The sequence below is a fragment of the Paenibacillus ihbetae genome (assembly GCF_002741055.1).
Lineage (GTDB): Bacteria > Bacillota > Bacilli > Paenibacillales > Paenibacillaceae > Paenibacillus_AQ > Paenibacillus_AQ ihbetae.
This window is the reverse complement of the sequence record NZ_CP016809.1, coordinates 4085005-4104402: the sequence shown is the minus strand read 5'-3', so window position 1 is coordinate 4104402 and position 19398 is coordinate 4085005. Positions and strand designations below refer to the sequence as shown.

At 53.4% G+C, this 19398-nt stretch carries 14 protein-coding genes; 3 read left to right on the top strand and 11 right to left on the bottom strand.

The features are described from left to right. Positions 1–6: 6 nt before the first annotated feature. The 4 genes from BBD41_RS18190 to yicI form a co-directional block, all read right to left on the bottom strand. Complete coding sequence (locus BBD41_RS18190) at positions 7–975, bottom strand: ABC transporter permease (RefSeq protein WP_077568211.1); 969 nt, start codon at positions 973–975, stop codon at positions 7–9. A 303-nt stretch (positions 976–1278) separates the two neighbouring features. Further along, positions 1279–2838 (bottom strand): response regulator transcription factor, encoded by a 1560-nt coding sequence (locus BBD41_RS18185; protein ID WP_077568212.1) that lies wholly within the window; start codon positions 2836–2838, stop codon positions 1279–1281. Further along, positions 2831–4621 carry a sensor histidine kinase gene (locus BBD41_RS18180; protein ID WP_099478397.1) on the bottom strand — a complete coding sequence of 597 codons (1791 nt, stop codon included), beginning with the start codon at positions 4619–4621 and terminating at the stop codon, positions 2831–2833. Before BBD41_RS18180 ends, BBD41_RS18185 begins: the two co-directional genes overlap by 8 nt. 221 nt (positions 4622–4842) lie before the next feature. Beyond that, a complete protein-coding gene (gene yicI, locus BBD41_RS18175) occupies positions 4843–7167 on the bottom strand; it encodes an alpha-xylosidase (RefSeq protein ID WP_099478396.1) in 2325 nt (774 codons plus the stop codon). Between the two features lie 174 nt (positions 7168–7341). Between yicI and BBD41_RS18170 the strand changes: the two genes are divergently transcribed. Further along, complete coding sequence (locus BBD41_RS18170) at positions 7342–8223, top strand: AraC family transcriptional regulator (protein WP_099478395.1); 882 nt, start codon at positions 7342–7344, stop codon at positions 8221–8223. Between the two features lie 264 nt (positions 8224–8487). Here the strand turns inward: BBD41_RS18170 and BBD41_RS18160 are convergent, their stop codons facing one another. Beyond that, complete coding sequence (locus BBD41_RS18160; RefSeq protein WP_077568216.1) at positions 8488–9246, bottom strand: YqcI/YcgG family protein; 759 nt, start codon at positions 9244–9246, stop codon at positions 8488–8490. 185 nt (positions 9247–9431) lie between these two features. On the opposite strand from BBD41_RS18160, the gene rnjA reads away from it, so the two are divergent. Beyond that, positions 9432–11150 (top strand): ribonuclease J1, encoded by a 1719-nt coding sequence (rnjA, locus tag BBD41_RS18155; RefSeq protein WP_077568217.1) that lies wholly within the window; start codon positions 9432–9434, stop codon positions 11148–11150. Between the two features lie 172 nt (positions 11151–11322). On the opposite strand, the gene BBD41_RS18150 is transcribed toward rnjA, so the two are convergent. After that, positions 11323–12549, bottom strand: a complete 1227-nt coding sequence (locus tag BBD41_RS18150; RefSeq protein WP_077568218.1) for an MFS transporter — start codon at positions 12547–12549, stop codon at positions 11323–11325. A gap of 444 nt (positions 12550–12993) precedes the next feature. On the opposite strand from BBD41_RS18150, the gene BBD41_RS18145 reads away from it, so the two are divergent. Further along, positions 12994–13611: a hypothetical protein gene (locus tag BBD41_RS18145; protein ID WP_077568219.1), complete on the top strand. Its 618-nt coding sequence runs from the start codon at positions 12994–12996 to the stop codon at positions 13609–13611. Positions 13612–13732: 121 nt separating this feature from the next. On the opposite strand, the gene BBD41_RS18140 is transcribed toward BBD41_RS18145, so the two are convergent. The 5 genes from BBD41_RS18140 to BBD41_RS18120 all read right to left on the bottom strand — a co-directional run bounded on the left by BBD41_RS18140 (position 13733) and on the right by BBD41_RS18120 (position 19397). Continuing rightward, positions 13733–14389 (bottom strand): YqaA family protein, encoded by a 657-nt coding sequence (locus BBD41_RS18140; RefSeq protein WP_077568220.1) that lies wholly within the window; start codon positions 14387–14389, stop codon positions 13733–13735. A gap of 275 nt (positions 14390–14664) precedes the next feature. Continuing rightward, the gene (gene pdxK / locus BBD41_RS18135; RefSeq protein ID WP_077568221.1) at positions 14665–15477 is read right to left on the bottom strand and encodes a pyridoxine/pyridoxal/pyridoxamine kinase; all 813 of its coding nucleotides are present in this window, start codon (positions 15475–15477) and stop codon (positions 14665–14667) included. Positions 15478–15938: 461 nt separating this feature from the next. After that, complete coding sequence (map, locus tag BBD41_RS18130; protein ID WP_099478394.1) at positions 15939–16685, bottom strand: type I methionyl aminopeptidase; 747 nt, start codon at positions 16683–16685, stop codon at positions 15939–15941. Positions 16686–17223: 538 nt separating this feature from the next. After that, positions 17224–17790 (bottom strand): class I SAM-dependent methyltransferase, encoded by a 567-nt coding sequence (locus BBD41_RS18125; protein ID WP_099480684.1) that lies wholly within the window; start codon positions 17788–17790, stop codon positions 17224–17226. 416 nt (positions 17791–18206) lie between these two features. After that, complete coding sequence (locus tag BBD41_RS18120) at positions 18207–19397, bottom strand: anhydro-N-acetylmuramic acid kinase (RefSeq protein WP_099478393.1); 1191 nt, start codon at positions 19395–19397, stop codon at positions 18207–18209. Position 19398 lies beyond the last annotated feature (1 nt).

The window sequence follows — 19398 nt, the reverse complement described above, 5'->3', positions numbered from 1 at the left end:
TCCTCCTTACATAATCGATTGCTTGGTAAATTTTTTGAACACGCCGTTCGCGACGAGCAGCAGGATGATGCTGACGATCGAGTTGAACATCCCGATGGCCGTACCGAAGGAAAAGCGTCCCATGCCAAGCCCGTAATTCAATGCATAGAGATCCAGGACCTGGGAGTAATCCACCACCAGCGGGTTGCCGAGCAGGAACTGCTTCTCGAAGCCGATGCTGATCAGATGTCCGATCGACATGATCAGCAGGATCGCAATCGTCGGCGCAATGCTTGGAATCGTAATATGCCAAATCTGGCGGATGCGGCTTGCGCCGTCGACCTTGGCGGCCTCAAACTGCTCTTGGTCGATGCCTGAAATCGCTGCCAAATAGATGATCGCGTTCCAGCCCATTTCCTTCCACAGATCCGAGCCGGTTACGATATACCAGAACCAGCTTCCCTGCGCCATAAACTGAATCGGCTGGTCGATGATGCCGAGCCACATCAGCAGCTGATTGACAGCGCCTCCATCAACGGACAGCATTTTGGTCACAATCCCGGCCACAACGACCCAGGATACGAAATGGGGAAGATACGAAATCGTCTGAACCGTCCGTTTAAAAACGCTTCCACGAAGCTCATTGAGAAGCACAGCGAACAGGATCGGAATCGTGAAGCCGACGATCAGCCCCATAAAACTCATAGCCAGCGTATTTCGCAAAACCAGATAAAACTTATCATCCGTAAACAGGGCCACAAAGTGATCGAACCCGACCCATTTTTGCTCAAATACGCTTCTGCCCGGCCTGTAACTTTGGAACGCCATGAGCCAGCCCCATATCGGCAAATAACTGAAGATGAAGACGACAATGATGAAGGGCAGCGACATGCCGTACAGTATTTTCTGCTCCTTGAAAGTGGCCCAAAAGCCTTTCTTTTTCTTCTTTCTGGTGGCAGGTTGGACGCTGCCTTCTCTCTCTGTTACCGCTTTCAAGCCAACCCCTCCTCTCTTGTATATCCTGATGATAAACGAAGCCGGAAGAAGGGGGTACCCAAAGGATTCGTGCAAAAATCATATAAAAATTAGACATTGTTCCCGCCCGATCCCCGGCCATGTCCTGGAGGAGGGACAAACAAAAATAGACGCGCACCATAGACGCGTCTTCGGGCAGAATCAAGGCCCCCTTAACTGCGTAAGCGAAAAGCACCGGAACAGGCCTTGGCTTCAAGCTGCAGCGGGCGTCTTCCCGTCCAAGGCATAAGGCATCCGCCGTGTCGTGAAATAAACTCCGCTCCCTTAAAGCTCCAGCTCTTTGCGGTAATTCGACGGCGAGGTTCCAACATATTTTTTAAACTTGCTGTGGAAGTAATCTACGTTGGTATAGCCTACCTTCTCCGCAACCTGGTATACTTTCATGCCCTGTTTCAGAAAATCCTTGGCCTTGTCGATTCGGACCTTATCCAGATACGTGTTAAAGTATTCACCTGTTGTATTTTTGAACATTTTGCCCAAGTAGGCGCTGTTGTAATTGAATACCGAAGCCAAGGTTTCCAGCTTAATATTGTCGCTGTAATTTCGCTGGATCAGGTCTATAATGCGCTTCATCTCCTGATCCCGCCCCCCTCTGCCCGCCTGCCACACCAGCTCCTCCAGGAATTGGGCAGAGTGCCGGCACAGATCAAATACGGTCCGTTGGCGGAAGATCGCGGCAATCCGGTCCGAGTATTCCTTCGTCCGCGATTGCAGCTCGGTATGATGCAGCGTCAGCTTGTTATGCACGCTGGTCAGCAGCTCGACGAAGGCGCTCTTCATGTTCGCTTCGGAATACTGATCCCGGATCATGCCCAAGGCGGCGGAGCGGAGCAGCTTCTGCTGAATGTCCGCATTGCCGACGTCCACTGCGTAATACAGCTGCTCCATGAACGGGCCGGGCTCATACCCTTCCGATGGCTCAGCCCCGTTCTCGCCGTCGAACGGCACCGACTCCGGGTACAGCAGCTCGCCCGGGGCATAGAAGAATCGCCGCCGCAGCAGCTTCTTGGCCGCATGGTGGGACTTGACGATATCGGCGATGTTGCGCACAGCATGCCCTACCGCGGCTGTAATAGCTGCTCCGGCCAGGCTTGCTGCCGTCTCGAGCCGCTCCTGCAGCTCTTTCCTTCCGGAGGCCGACAGCACCGGTACCGGCATGAGCAGACCGAGAAAGCCATGCATCGAGAATACGATGCCGCTGCCCTCCTTCTCGAAGGCTTCCACCAGCTTTTCCTTCAAGAGGCGATCCGGTTCATCGCTTGATTCATCGGAGCCCTGAACGTAAACAAGTGCAACCTGATAATGGTCCCACGCAAGCCCAAGCTGCTCGGCCAACTGGCGGGATGCCGAATCCACCCCCGCCCCCTGTTCCTGCTGAAGCCAGGATTGAACGAGCTGCTCGCGGCTGATTTCGGAGGCCGCCTGATTCAGCGCCAACCACTGTCGCTCCTGCTCGATCGTCTCCTTCATCTGCATCAGGTAAGCGGCCAGCTCATCCTCATCTACCGGCTTGAGCAGATACCCGTCAACCCGATGGGAAATGGCGCGTTTGGCATAATCGAAATCGGCGTAACCGCTGAGGATCAGAAGATGAATCGCCGGATCGACGGAGCGGACCGCCTCGATCAGCTGCAGCCCGTCCATGCCCGGCATGCGGATGTCCACCAGCATGACGTCCGGCGCATAACGCTTATGCTTCTCAAGCGCTTCGTTCCCGTTGGCAGCTGTATCCACGACCTCGAACCCCAGGTCGCTCCAAGGCACGATACTCTTCAATCCTTCACGCAGTTTAGGCTCATCATCCACGATCAGCACTTTAATCATCGATTTCTCCTCCTGTCGGAATACTGAATTCTATACGGGTGCCCTCTCCCGGCTCGCTATAAATGGTCAAGCCGGAGTCGGGGCCATAAGTCAGCTGGAGTCTGACATGCACGTTGCGCAAGCCGATTCGACCGCCTTCATGCTCGTCGGATTCATTCAGGAAGCTGTGTATCATCTCAAGCCGCTCCGGTGTAATGCCTGCCCCGTTATCCTCGGTGACGACGAGAATCTTGCCTCGCTGTGCCGTAACCTTAACCCGGATGAACGTACCGTCTTCCTTGTGGTCCATTCCGTGGATGACAGCATTTTCAACGAGAGGCTGGATAATCAGCGGAGGGATCCTGACCGGCTCGGCATCCGGATCCACCTCCAGCTCATATTTCAACCGGTCTTCATACCGAAATTTCTGAACGTCCAGATAGCATCGCACCATCTCGATTTCGTCCTTGATCGTCGTCTTTCCGCTTCCGACCTCAAGATTGCTGCGCATCATCTTCCCGAGCAGCCGGACGATTCGGGCGATCTCACGCTCGCCTTTTAAATGGGCCTCCATCCGGATCGCTTCCAAGGCGTTGAACAGAAAATGGGGATTAATCTGACTGGCCATCATTTTAAATTTGATTTCACTTTGCTTCTGCTCCAAGCGCCGCTTCTGCAAATTGGATTCCTGCACTTCGTTCATCAGCTCATTAATGCTCCCGACCATGGAGTTGAACTGGCGGGACAATTGCCCGATCTCGTCTTTGCCGTCGATCTCCATGGCCACGGCAAGGTTGCCCGTCCCTACCTTTGTAATATGCTTGCTAAGCCTTAGCAGGCGGTTTGAAATAAGCGAAGAGAAGCTGTAGATCAGCAGGACGGCCAGCACCAGGCTAATGATGATGACGGTCAACACCAGCCGGTTAATCCGGTTCGCTTCGGCTATGATGCTGTCGATGGAGAAGATCGATATAATTCTTAGGCTGTTCTGCCCCATCTCCGGATTCAGCGGTTCAATGAGCACCTTGGATGCTTCACGATCAATGATTGCCTCGTAGGACCCGCTCTGTTGATAAATCGCACCGGAATCATCATGGATTTCGGACAGCGTCCTGCCGTAGAGATCCGGGCGGTTGGCAGCAACGATATTGTTCTTGCTGTCCGCTATGATCGTGTAGAACGATTCCTGATTCAGAATCGTATTCAGCATGCTCGTGTTGACGTTGATAACCAGCACGCCGCGGTTGTCTCTGCTCCCCAGGTCCACTCCCTTGATCAGGCTGAGGTAGTGCTTCCCGTCACGTTCATCAACAATATAATCCCAGTGAATGACACCGATATTTTCCTGGGCCAGTACATACCATTCCGCCTGCCGGATCTCTTCTTCCGGATAGATGAATTCCCAGTTGTTCAGCATGGTCTGATTCTCGCTGTAAAAGCGAATGTTCGAGATCTCTTTATACATCTGCTTCGCCTGCTGAAGATCCGGATAAGCACGATAGGCGACAAACACATCGTATACGCTTTCATATTGGCGGTTGGCCAGGTTTTTGAGCCGCTCATCATAAGAAAGCCGGTAGGATAGATCATCCGACACGTTAAGCACCTCTGTCGACCGCTTCTTCACCCGGTCCACGTTCTGGTACGCTTGCTCCAAGGCATTGTTAAATGCAAACTTACGGAGCTCTCCCGTCAGGAAAATGCTGACGATTGAAACCGGAACGAACACGACCACGACAAAGGATAAAATCAATTTCGTTCGGATTTTCATATCATTCATCAGTTGAATGAAATACGATAACATCGAATGGTTTTCGCTCCTGTCTTGCATAGACGTCGGCAGATCCAAGGAAACGGTTACAAATGATTGCGATGATGGCCCAAACTTCCTGCCGCTCCCCTATTATATCAGGATAAACATCCTTGCTCGATCAACCAAAAGATGGAAGAAGCCCGACTCCAGCACATGGCTGGTCCGGGCTCACCTTCCTTATTAACAAGCAGCCAATCTCACGCTTCCGAAAACTATCCTTTCAGTTGAACGGCGATTTCCGCTTTCCGGCCCCCGGCCACGTCAATCCGGCCATCCGCCAGAGTCGCCCCTTCTCCGTCTACGGAGACGGCTTCGCCCGTGCCGTACAGCTTCACGGAGAATGGCTTGCCGCTGCCCTCGGATGTCAGGCTGATCCGGTTTCCAACACGAACAGCGCGAACGGACAGCTCAATCTGACCTTCCATGTTCCGCACCGTTACCGATGCCTCTTGACCTTCTTCCAAGGCGTACAGCCCCAGCTCCACTCCGTCCGCATAGTCATAATCCGGCCGGTTGTCGTTAGCGCCCAGCGCCAGGAACGAGTTGCCCCGTACAAAGAGCGGCAGACTGAGGAAATCATAGGTCTCCTTGCGCCATGAACCGCCTTCCACCGTTTCGCCGGTCAGCAGATGCGTCCAGGTCCCGTGTGGAAGATAATACGATACTTCTCCCTTCTCGCTGAAGACCGGAGCAACCAGCAGCGAGTCGCCAAGCATATATTGACGGTCCAGCATTTCGACGGCCGGGTCTTCAGGGAATTCCAGGAACATGGCCCGCATGCTCGGAATCCCGTGCTCCGAGGCTTGAACCGCTGTATTGAACAGATACGGCATTAGACGGCTCTTCAGCTTCGTGAAGAAGCGCGTAACATCGACGGCCTCTTCGTCGTATGCCCAAGGCACCCGGTAGGACGTGCTGCCGTGCAGGCGGCTGTGGCTCGACAGGAGACCGAACGCCAACCAGCGCTTGAACACATGGGCCGGCGCCGTATTCTCGAAGCCGCCGATATCATGGCTCCAGAAGCCGAAGCCGCCTAGGCCGAGCGACAAGCCGCCGCGAAGGCTCTCCGCCATGGATTCGTAATCGGCGTAGCAATCGCCGCCCCAGTGAACCGGGAACTGCTGTCCGCCAACCGTAGCGGAACGCGCGAATACGGCCGCTTGATTTTTCCCGAATTTCTCCACAAGCACTTCGAATACCACTTTGTTGTAGAGCTGGGTGTAATAATTGTGCATTTTATGCGGATCGGATCCGTCGAAATATACGACGTCCGTCGGAATCCGCTCGCCGAAATCAGTTTTGAAGCTGTCCACGCCCATGTCCGCCAGCTCGCGGAGATATCCTGCATACCATTCGCATGCATCCGGATTCGTGAAATCCACAAGCGCCATCCCCGGCTGCCACAGATTCCATTGCCACACGTCGCCGTTAGGCTTCTTCACGAGATATCCCTTCTCCCGTCCTTCCTCAAAAAGACGCGAGCGCTGGGCGATATACGGGTTGATCCATACGCAAATTTTCAGCCCCTTCTCTTTCAGGCGCTTCAGCATGCCTTCCGGATCCGGGAATACTTCCTCATCCCATTGGAAATCGGTCCAATTCAGCCCCTTCATCCAGAAGCAGTCGAAATGGAATACGTGCAAAGGAATGTCACGCTCCAGCATCCCGTCCACGAATGAATTGACCGTAGCTTCGTCGTATTGTGTCGTGAATGAGGTTGAGAGCCACAAGCCGAAGGTCCATGCCGGAGGCAGCGCCGGCTTGCCTGTCAAATTCGTATATTTATCGAGCACGCCTTTCGGATCGGGACCATCGATGATGAAGTACTCCAGCGACTCGCCTTGAACGCTGAATTGCACCTTCTTCACCTTCTCGGAGGCCACCTCGAAAGAGACGAGATCCGGCTGATTCACGAATACGCCGTAGCCTTTGTTCGTGATGTAGAACGGAATGTTTTTATATGCCTGCTCGGAGCTTGTGCCCCCGTCCTGGTTCCAGATGTCGACGGTTTGGCCGTTCTTCACGAAGGACGTGAAGCGCTCGCCAAGCCCATATACCCATTCGCCTACGCCAAGATCCAGCTCTTCGCGCATGTAGGTCTGTCCGCCGTCCTCAACGATATGGGCGATCGATTTGAAGCCGCTGCCCGTGATACGCTCGTCTCCACGATAGAAATGAACCGACCACTGCGGGCCTTTCTTGATGACGACGCTCAAGTTTCCGCTGCGAAGCACAGCCTCCTCGTCATTCTCCTCAATAACTGCATGGCTGCCTTCTTCCTTATACAGCTCGAATGCCGGTCCAAGGTCGCGTACGCCTGCATAATGTACAAGCTTGACGCCAATCACGCCCGGAGCCGGTGAATGAAACTGCACGGTAATGAGCTGCGCGTTGATTGTTGCTCCTCTGCCTGGAATCGGGGCTGTCGATGCATACGCTGTAAGCGTGCTGCCCTTCACTGCAAAATCATATGCCTGTACCGCTCCTGCAATCGAGAAGCCTTCACGTACCAGCCAGTTGCCGTCCGTAAATTTCATGATAGGAACCGCCTTTCTATATTCTGAAAATTGATTATTGAGTTGTAAGCGTTATAATGTCATTATACTGATATGTTTTTAATCCAACTATCAATATCCGGTTGTTTTATAGCACAATCTTGACGTTTATATGCAACCCATTCATTTCCTGAAAAGCCCGAAGGAGGATTCAGCATGGATCAAACGCTGCACCGGTCCCTCAAAGAAATCAAGGCTCATGGCAGCGAACGCTTTCCGTTCGGAATTTATTGGTATCAATTTGCCCCCGGAGCTCACGTCGTAGACTCTCACTGGCATACGGAGTCCGAAATCTTCTACTGCATCGAAGGCGAAGTGTTGTTTCAAATCAACGATACCGAATCCATCCCCGTTCGTGCCGGCGAAGCCCTGTTTATCGACGGCTCCGATATTCATACCGGCCATGCCCGGGGGGATCAAGGGTGCAGCTTCTGCGCCATGGTATTCGATTTCGGCATGCTCGCAAGCGCCCAGTACGATGCGCTCCAGGAAGGCATGATCGTTCCCTTCCAGGAACGGAAGGCCACCTTTCCTAGGCTGATTACATCCGAGACGGATGGTGGGCTGCTTCGGCATATCAAGGATATGATCGCCTTATCCAAGCAGCCGCCGCCCGGTTATGAAGCCGCAATCAAAGGCCATCTGTACCTTATGCTCCATCATGCCGCCGCATCCGGCAGGCTGGTGAACCGCAGCCGCACCGATGCGGCCGATACGTCAAGAACCGAACGGCTGAAGAAGGTGATCGTCTATATTCAAAACAACTACCATCGTCCGATTCGAATCGGCGAGCTGGCCGACCTGATCCCGATGAGCGAAGGTCAATTCTGCCGCTTCTTCAAATCGATGACCGGACAGACGCCGGTTGATTATATGAACTCCTATCGGGTGCGGCAGGCAGCGGAGCTGCTGCGTCAGCCGGAACATAAAATATCCGACATCGCACTGGATGTCGGATTCGGACATATCAGCTATTTTGTTCGGGTATTCCGGAGAATCATGAACTGCACGCCTTCCGAATATCGCAAAAATTTATGATATCGCTAAACCAGGGATCGCACTCGCTGCAATCGCCTTGAAGCGGTAAATTCCGGCCCACCTATTGCCCGGCGCTGTTCCCGGTAGCCGTCCCGGCTAACGCCGGTGGATGGACCTGCTGCTTGCAGAGCTGCCATAGCATGAAGCCGTCGTCAACTCTGCCCTTGTTCTTAATATATTTCACGCCTGTTTCTACATTATAATAGGCAGAGATGATATTGTTCTTGCCGTTTATCATCTCGGCGTCATAAACCGCGTGCCCGATTATTGCCGGATCTCCTTGCGGTTCCGGACGAACGGACAGCGGTTCGGAGACTCGGTGCTGTCGCCAAGGAAATACTGTTTCCACTCGTAATTGTCTTTTTGTCCGTACAAATTCAAATCCGGGTGCGGCGGCACTGCATCATACGCCTCAAGGCGTTCCCTGATCAGCATCTTGGTCCGCTGAGCCTGCCGGGCTTTGGCATTGAATTGCCGCAAAACCCAGCGCGGCGTAAACGCAAGCATCATGTATGGAAAATGCCTGCTCCTGCGCTTCTTATGGGCCGGCGTCCCGCAGTATACGAAATACGGCTCGCCACCATAACAAAACTCCCATAAATGATGTGACGGCTCATCCGGTATGGACTCTGGCCACGGCTGCGGGTCATGCGCTGTAGCCCGGGTCAGCAGCGCCCAGAACAGCCTCTCGTAATATTCGACGCCCTCGCGGCCATCCTCGGCCTTTCCGGCATGGATCATAACCACAAGCGATGTATAGTTGCCGTATTCTCTTGAATGGAGCCCATACTCATGAAGCAGTGAAGCTAATTCACCGGAGGCTTCCTCGACGGAACACCGGCTAAGATTGATAAACCCGTATCTGAAATGCTTTAGCGCATGGCCTTGAACGGCGGGAATACAAGGGAATTTGGCGGTCTTATCCGTCATTTTCGCCATCAGGCTGTCAGCGGCTTCAAGCTGCCAGTCCTCCTGCAGATGTAACAAGGCATCCGTATCCAGCAGTGTTGTCCGTAAGCTCATTACCAGTCCCTCCCCTTTCTTCAGCATATAGAGGGGAACAAAAATAGGTGACTGTACTCGTCAAAATTAACATGATTTTAGAAAACCGTTTCACGAAGCTTGAACTTTCTGATATCTTAAGTAGAGAAGAAAATTAACATTCCAGGCTTATGCCTTAATTACCATAGAGAGGATTCTTTCACATTATGTCTAAACCCCTGCTAAACGATCAAATTCAAAATGCCAAGCCTGCCAAGAAGCCGAGGCCTACCGCACCGCCCGTTCGACTATTCGCGCTAGGAGGGCTTGGGGAAATCGGCAAAAACATGTATGGCGTCGAGTTCAAGAATGAAATCATCCTGATCGATGCCGGCCTGAAATTTCCCGATGCCGAAATGAGCGGTGTCGACTACATTATTCCGGATATCCGTTATTTAATTGAAAACAAGCATAAAATTAAGGGTCTGTTCCTTACGCATGGCCATGAGGACCATATCGGAGCGATCCCTTATGTGCTTCGTCAAATTCAAATGCCGATATTCGGAGGCGCGCTGACCATCGGATTGGTCCGTGCCAAGCTCGAAGAGCATCGCCTGCTGGATCAGAGCGATCTGCGTCTGTTCCATGAGGACGAGACCATCTCGTTCAAGCATCTGTCCGTTCATTTCTTTCGGACAACCCACAGCATCCCGGACGCTTTCGGAATCGTTGTCGAAACGCCATACGGTCCCGTCGTACATACCGGAGATTTCAAATTCGATTTCACGCCGGAGGATAAGCCTGCCGATCTTCATAAAATATTGAAGCTTGGCGCCCGCGGCGTACTCGCACTGATGGCCGACAGCACCAACAGCGAGCGCGACGGCTTTACGCCTTCGGAGCGTACGGTAGGCGACTCCATTCTTCGCCTGTTCCAGGAATGTCCCGGTCGGATCCTGTTTGCCACATTTGCATCCAACGTTCACCGGCTGCAGCAGGTCGTGGAGGCCGCGATCCGAACCAAACGGAAAATCGCCATCGTCGGACGCAGCATGGAGAAGGTATTCGTCATCGGGCAGGAGCTCGGTTATATTCGCATGCCTGAAGGCATGCTGATTGACGTCAAGGCAGTCAACCGTTACCGTGACGACCAGGTGCTGATTATCTGCACCGGAAGCCAAGGCGAACCCAATGCGGCTCTTACGCGCATCGCTTCCGGGGCGCACCGGTCCATTCAAATTCATCCGGACGATACGGTCATCTTCTCGTCCTCGCCGATTCCGGGGAATACCCAGAACGTGAACCGCAGCATCGATCTGTTGATGCGTGCCGGCGCTGAGGTTAAATACGGTTCGATTCTCGACATTCATACATCCGGGCACGGCTGCCGGGAGGATCTGAAGCTGATGATCAGCAGCCTGCGGCCTAAATATTTCGTGCCGATCCACGGAGAGTACCGGATGCTGCTGAATCACCGGCATCTCGCCACTCAGGTTGGGGTTCCGGACAGCAGCGTTTACTTGCTGAATATCGGCAATACGCTGTCGATCTACCGCAATCATGCAAAGAAAGGGCGCAATATACCTTCGGGGGATATTTACATTAATAATGGCGAGCTGCGCAAGCATGAGAAGGAGCTGCTCGAGGAACGGGTGCAGCTGGCCCATGACGGGGTTGTGATCGTTGCGATCACCATTAACCCGGAAACACGGAAGCTTCTGTCCGGCCCGGAGCTGATTACCCGCGGATTTGTGTACATGCAGGATTCCAAGCCGCTGCTCCGCCGTGCCGAAGCCATGCTCCGCAAGCAGCTGAACAAAGCCGGGGAACAGCGTGAATATAACCGTGCGGTCTGGGAGCAGATGACGAATACGGCCCTTAACCGTTATTTCAAGCGGGAGCTGGGACGAAGCCCATATATTATGCCGTCCATAATGGAAGTATGACTGCAGGTTATAGGTTATAGCCAAGCCCACAGTTTCTTCCATGCGCCACAAACGAATCAAGGGGCATTCCGAAGGTCTTCAGACCTGATCGGAGTGCCCCTTGTTCTCTTCTTATAGCCAACAACCGTTATTACCGCATATTAGCTAGTGAACGATCCCAGAGTCCCTGCTCTTACTCATCCGCCAGCTCCAGCCCCTTGGTCTCTTTCCCCAACAGGAGCACCCCCAGCGCCCCGATCAGGATCGTCACGAAGAACATGACAAAAATCACTTCGATCCGGGTTCCCTGCTGCTTCAGAACGCCTACGAGCAGCGGTGCGATGACGCCGCCGATCCGGCCGAAGGAGGTCGCCAGCCCTACACCGGTCGAACGAACCTTCGTCGGGTAGAGCTCCGGACTGTACGCGTACAATCCGCCCCAAGCTCCCAGATTAAAGAAGGACAGGCTGATGCCCGCAGCCAGAAGCGAAGCCTCGGTATTCGCGTAACCGAACCAGATCGCGCTGACGGCCGTAAGGACCAAATAGGTGACCAGCACGAATTTCCGGCCGAACCTTTCGATAAAGTAAGCGGCCGTAAAATAGCCCGGCAATTGAGCCAGCGTCATGATCAGCACGTACTGGAAGCTTTTGACCAGACTGAAGCCCTTATCCACCATGACCGTCGGAAGCCACAGGAACATGCCGTAATAGGAAAATACCACCGTAAACCACAGCACCCACAGCATGATGCTCGTGCGCCGATGCTCGGTCGACCATACCGAGGCCACGCGCTCTCCAAACGACAGCTTCCGAGCACTCTTCTGCCGCATATACCGCGGCGAATCCTCGATGGCGCGGCGAAGGTACAGCGCGTAAATAGCCGGCAGGGCCCCGATGACAAAGGCCATTCGCCATCCATAGTCCGGAATGACGAAATACGCTATCAATGCGGATAAGATCCACCCTGCAGCCCAGAAGCTCTCAAGCAGCACAACCGCTCTTCCCCGCTCCCGGACCGGCATGCTCTCCGAGACGAGGGTGGAGGCTACCGGAAGCTCTCCGCCAAGGCCAAATCCCGCGATAAAGCGCAGCAGGCACAGCATGATAAAGCCGGTGGCCAGTGCCGAAAGGCCGCTTGCAATTGAGAAAATCAGCAGCGTCCACAGCAAAATATTTTTACGTCCGTACTTATCCGCCAAGAAACCGGCCATGGCTGCACCGAATACCATGCCGATCGACGTCGTGCTTGTCAAAATCCCGACCTGCTGTGAGCTCAGTGACCATTCTGCGGCGAGTGCGGCGACAACAAACGAGATCATCCCCACATCCATGGCGTCAAACATCCAGCTGATGCCGGCACTGAACAGGAGCTTGCGCTGCTTCGGCTCCTTTAACAGCTCCATCCTTCCATTACTCATGGCTAAACGCTCCTTTCTTTAGATATCAGACAGTATAAACTTCGCGGCGTCAGCTTCCTGATATCGCAAGAGAAACTACCGCTAAACGCGGTCTGTCTTCTTCTTTGAATGTACGTCGATAGACGTTTTTCTTATCTTTTTATAATGTAGTGGATTGCTAGAACGGTAGCAAGACTTAATCGTAGCATCGGTGCCAATTGCTGCATGTGGCCCCCGGATAATTTTATATTGCCCAAAGAAAAGGATAATTTGGACATGGGGCGAATATATTGTTTAGAGGGATTCCTAATAAATGGTGGCAATTCCAACGCTAATCTAGCGAAATTGAGAGAAATTGGTTATTTTTGACTTGAAGAGCTTTGTCTTTTCGTTTATTGTGAAAGAAAGCAAGTCACTTCATTTGGTGTGATTCGTTAGGAACGTTAACAAAGGAGTTATTTAAGTATGTACACGGAACAAGATATTTGGATTGTGCTTACAGGCACGGGCACCTGGTTTAGCCGAATGATCCAATATTTCACGAAAGCCCCGCTAAATCATGCATCCATCGCGTTTGACTCCGAATTACGCGAAGTGTACAGCTTCGGGCGGAAGAAAGCGAACAACCCCTTCAACGGCGGCCTCGTTCGTGAAAACCTCCGCGACCCCTTCTTCTATTCCTCTGCGTGTGCCGTCTACCGCTGCCGTGTCAGTCATGAGGATTACCAGAGGATGTACAATCTTGTCAAAGAAATGATGCGAAACCAGGATCGGTATAAATATAATCTGCTTGGACTGCTAGGCATTTTATTTCGGCTCCATATCGACCGCGACGATGCGTATTTCTGCTCCCACTTTGTCGCGAAGGTCTTCGAACAGGCCGGTCTTCGGCCGGTGAACAAGCCATGTCACTTGGTAACGCCTGAGGACTTCTCCAACTCTCCGCAGCTGACGGAAGTCTACCGGGGGCCGCTGCACGGGTATCTAACGATGGACACGGTTTCTCCGCTGTCCTCATCGCCAACCCCGACCTACGCACCGGTTACCACCAAAGGCATCAGCAAAATTTTCCGCATCGGCTAGACCGCAGGCTTCGCCTGCAGTCCTCAGCCATTGGCTTAAAAGCTTCAGCATCTCTGCTTTAGACACAAAGAGCAGCCGGGTTTCTCCCCGGCTGCTCTTTGTATATCTGCATGATCAAGCGCTACGCAGACGGCGATTGGTCCGTTACTTGCTCCAGAACCGGCTTTTCCACCGGCTTTGCACTTGGAACCGCCTCCGCCTGCTGTTGCTGCAGCATTTTTTTGCGCTTGTGTCTTCGTTTGAAATAAAGGCCAATCAATATTAAAGGAACTGCGATCAGGGCGATGTACAGGGATACATCCTTCACCATTCCTTCGGCTGCATTGCCGTAAAGGTAGAACAGAATCCCCACGACATAAAACTTAGTCGCTCTACCCAAGGCCGCGTAGGCCATCAGTCTCCAGAGCGGGAAGTTCAGACATCCGGACAAAATGGTAAATACCTTAAACGGGATCGGCGTAAACGAACCGATTAATATCGCAGCCTCGCCGTTTTTTTGAAACAGATTGGTTGCCGCGTCGATCCACTGTTTTTTCAAAATTTTATATAATACCGACTTCCCTAGCAGCTTTCCAATCGCATACCCCAGCGGTGTTCCCAGCAGACATCCGATAAAGCCGTAAGTCGCTAGCCACAGCGCATCCTTCGGGTGAACAATGCTCAACGAAACCTGCAGAAAAAAGGCGGGAATCGGAAAAATCACGGCATCCGCAAATGAATGAATAAACAACCCTAAAGGACCAAAACTCCTCAAAAATTCCAAAATGTCCTGAAACATGTCTCAACCCCTATACATTTTTTCCTGCTTCTCTTTTTGATCTGAATAAATTATAGCACATAATGATACGGGAAAGGACCCGGGCTGCTGTATACTTTTGCACAGCTTGTGTAAAAATGGTGCAAGCCTTTGCTCCTATCCAGTATATGCATCGACGTCATATAACAACAAAAAAACCTTTCTTCCGGGGAAGAAAGGTTTTTGACTGTGCGCTTGCAGTCGGTGAAGGCTGGTTGAATCCAGCATGCATAAGCTTGCAAGAAATTGTGTTTTCTTTAATTCGCTGCTGTGCTGCGATGCGCGGAATGCCGGGTCGGGCCCACAAATTGATTAAGCGGGAAACCGTTGCTTATCGCTTGGGTGATGAACGCTTTGGCCTGCTGCACGGATTCACGCACCGAAAGGCCCTTAGCGAGCCCTGCCGTAATCGAAGCCGACGAGGTGCAACCGGCACCGTGCGTATACTTGGTCATGATCGCATCGGCTTCAAACCATTCGAAGGTCTTACCGTCATAGAGCAGGTCCATGGCTTTCCCCTCGCGGATCTTGCCGCGGTCCTTAATCAGGACATGCTTTGCACCGCGCCCGTGAATGACCGCCGCTGCTTCCTGCATTTGCTCCAAGGTCGTAATCGGCCCGGATTTGGCAAGCTGGGAAGCCTCGAACAGATTCGGGGTTACCACGTCCGCACGCGGCAGCAGAAACTCCAGCATAGCCTCCGTATTTTCCGGCTGCAGCACTTCATCCGTGCCCTTGCACACCATCACCGGATCGATCACGATGCGCTTGAGATCATACTTGTCAATATACTTCGCAACGAGTTCGATAATTTCAACCGAGCCGAGCATGCCCGTCTTCATCGCATCGATGCCGATGCCTTCGAGCACGGTCTTCAGCTGGGTCTCCACGATGCCAAGCTCAACCGGGAAGACCTGGTGATCCCAGGTTGCCGGCTCCATGCATACGATCGTCGTCAGTGCCGTCATGCCGTACACGTCAAATTCCTGAAACGTCTTAAGGTCCGCTTGGATACCGGCTCCGCCGCTTGTATCCGAGCCAGCTACCGTCAATGCTTTACGTATCGTCATGGTTCATGTTCCCTTCGCTTGTGAAATGATTACTCTATTATAAAAAAAACTGCGATTTCCGTCTATCCTTGGCGAGTGCTGTGATGCATGATGCAACGACATTGCTTGCGGAACTGACTTCGTTAAGCTTCTCTTGGGCTTATGCAGCACTCCGCATGCGGATCACTCTTTCGATACGCTGGCCCCCGGGTAATTCAGCACTCCGCATGCGGATCCCCCTTCCGATCCCTGTTATTCCCGGATTTCCTTGAACTTGAATCTCCAATGTCGAAATCCGGGAATAAAGGGGCACGCTCCGCTTCTTCAGAGGGATTCTGCATGCTCCGTTGATGCCTGCCTTTTGCGGGTGTCTCCATGTTGCAGTAACCGGGGCTGAGCACGCCCCTGCTATCCGTTAGCTTGTTCATAGAGGCAATTTCATGGCTTCAAGCGTTGCGCCTTTACGTGCCCGGCTCCTCCCCTTACTGCTCGGTGAGAATAACAGGGCCGTCCTTGGTAATCGCCAGCGTATGCTCATATTGCGCAGACCACTTGCCGTCCATCGTTCTGGCCGTCCAGCCGTCGGCGTCGATCTTGCACTTATACGTCCCGATGTTCAGCATCGGCTCGATGGTGATGACCATGCCCTCCTTCAATCGCGTTCCGCGATGTGGGGGTCCGTAATGCGGCACCTGCGGCTCCTCATGCATGTTCTCGCCGATGGCATGCCCTACGAAATGCCGTACCACCGACAGGTTCTCGGATTCGGCATAGGACTGGATCGCATGCGAGATATCGCCGATCCGATTGCCAATGACCGCCTGCTCGATTCCGAGATACAGCGATTTTTTGGTCACGTCCAGCAGATGCTGCGCCTCCTCCGAAATATTCCCGACCGGATAGGACCAGGCGGAATCCGCGAGCCATCCGTCGAGCTTTACCACCATGTCAATGGTGACGATATCCCCGTCTTTGAGAGGTTCATTGTTGGGGAACCCATGACAGATGACGTCATTAACGGAGGCACAGGTGGCAAACGGATACCCGTGGTATCCCTTCTGCTCCGGATGCGCGCCGCGCTCGGCAAGGAATCCCTCCACGAATTGATCAATCTCCATCGTAGTCACGCCCGGCTTGATCATGGTAGCGATATGCCGGTGGCAATCCGCCAAAATCTCCCCTGCCTTTTTCATCTTCTCAATCTGTTCAGGTGTCTTCAGGATAATCAATCATTCCACTCCTTATGCTGTATGCTGTGTGTATGGCTTCAGCCGTTACATAGTAAAAAGCCTTAGCTGGCCGAGGTCAGAAATTCAGGCTTCCCCCCTCAACCAATAAGGCTGATTCTCGTAAAGTGTATCCGTCTTTCCTTCGGATCATGATTCGCTAAATGCATGCTTCTACAAAAAGCGATCATTCCTTACATAACTTTATTCTACTCCTTGCAGAACGTAAACCTCAATCCTTTTGTATAACCGGAATCTTCCAGTCACGATTTGATTGATCAACCCCATGCTTGGATCGTCACAGCGTAACGAGCAGCTACGGAGGATCACTGCCCCGAAAAGGATGGTGTGAGACAACCGGATCATGGACACGTAAAAATAGCGCACACATCATCTCGTTTGGCCAATAAAAAAAGAAAAACCTTTACGCCAAAAATCCGGCAGTAAAGGTATTATACCCAAATAGGCGGCACATTCTAGGCTTCGGGAAGCGAAGCCCTCGCGGATGCTGTGGCGATTCACAAACTATTCGTAGACACTATTATTTCCTCGCCAAAATCAGATAGTGGCGCTCTGTCGGATACTCGAGTCCTTCCACCTGCAACCCGGCCTGCTCAAGCAGGTTTTGCATCACTTGGGGGTCGACACGGTTCGGACGGGGAACCCGCTGCTCCATCGGGTCCTCCTGCCATTCCAGGCATAAGCACCGTCCACCCGGTCTGAGAACTCTCGCGATTTCACGGACGGAAGCTTCCAGATCATCCGTAATATGCAGGACCAGCGATGCGATGATCCGGTCGACTGCCTCATCCTCGAACGGCAGCTGCTCCAGCTGTCCCTTCACTACTCGCACATTGGTCAAGCCCTCTTCTTCTGCCCGTTTCTCCATTAATTCTAGCATCGCCGGCTCCAAGTCTACGGCAAATACGGTTCCAACAGTCATGCTTGCAGCCGGTATGGAAAAATAGCCGGTTCCCGCCCCAATATCAAGCACTTCCACCTCACCGTTCACCTGGAGCTTCTCCAGCAGCACGGGTGCCGGAAGCTCCCGCTTACGTTCCGGACTTTCCAACCGATCAATAAGGGTTGGATCAAAGCTCTCTTTCATCTTCGTTTCTCCTTTCGTTTCTCCTTTGGTTTCCATCATCGATCTGTATTTTGTCGCTTCCTAACCATCATACCGCATTGAGAAGTTGAAGGATAACCTCTATTGGGACAACCGGATGCACATCTCCTTAGGATGCATGGTGCACGGGTATGTGTATGGTGTTTGGTGCACGGTGTATGGTGCGTAGCCACGGACCCGCTGCGCGGTGGGCGATGCATGGTTCGCGGAGAGCGGTGCGCGGTGCATGGTGCGCGGTGCATGGTGCACGGTGCGCGGTGCGCGTATCATGCCTTAGATGACTGATGACCCGATAGAACGAGCAATTTCTAACGGGGAACGTCCCGTTCGACAAAAAAAGCATCCCTTCGCAGGGATGCTGAAACCAAACGCCGGGCCTAACCAGCCCAGCCTTTCTTCTACGGCAGTGCAAGCTTCCCCATCACCGTCGGGCGCTGCGCTCCCGTCGCTGCCGGCAGATTGTTCGGCACGCCGTGCACGAAATCATTGCCCAACAGGGCAAAAATGACCGCTTCCTTCGCATCGTCATTCCATCCAAGCTCGGCGGAGGTCATTACCTGTTGTCCTGGCAGCCGTTGGCTTAGCATATGAAGCAGCGTCCGGTTATGGGCTCCCCCGCCCGTGACAATCACCTCAGCGATAGGAACCCGCGGAAAAACATACCGCTCATAACTGTCCGCGATAGAAACCGCCGTGAAGGCCGTGGCCGTCGCAACGATGTCTTCATCCGAAAGGCCGCGCGTTCTTGCTGCCTTAAGAAAGGAAGCCGCATACGGCTGGCCGAAGAGCTCCCTGCCCGTTGATTTGGGCGGCGGCGCCTGGAAATAGGCGTGGGACATCATCTCCTCTAAAAGCGCTTCATCCGGCTTCCCCTGAGCAGCCCACTTTCCACCCTCATCATAGGACAGGCGCCCACCCGTAAGCGCGTGGACAACCGCGTCGATCACCATATTCCCCGGCCCTGTATCAAACGCCAGAACCTCCGATGGGTCCGCTCCCGCAGGAAGCGCCGTACAGTTGCCGATGCCGCCGACGTTCTGAAGCAGCCTGCCGCGCTCGGGATGCCGGAACAGGATCAAGTCGCCGTACGGAGCGAAAGGCGCGCCCTGACCGCCCACCGCCATGTCCGCCGGCCGGAAATCGCCGACAACCGGCAGGCCCGTATGCTTCGCGATGACCGAGATATCGCCGATCTGCAGCGTGGACGGCGTTGAATACGGATCATCCGGCTCCGCCACGGGAAGATGCCAAATCGTCTGCCCGTGCGAACTGATGAGGTCGACATCCTCCATCCGCATCCCGGCATCCGCTATCGCCTCCAGTACGGCTTCTCCGAACCGATATCCGAGGTAGGCGTTCATACTGCATACCGCAGGGCTGCTGGAGTGCTCGGTGCCGCACAGCTCCTGCAGCCGCCGGCGAAGCTCCGGCTCATAAGACCGGCTATAATAATGAAGCAGCTCAGCGGAAGCCGTAAGGCCGCTGCCGTGAATCCGGACGATGGCCGCATCGATCCCGTCAAGGGATGTGCCGGACATCAGGCCGATGACCACGGCCGGCTCCCCCTGCTTCCTAGGTGCGAGTATCATG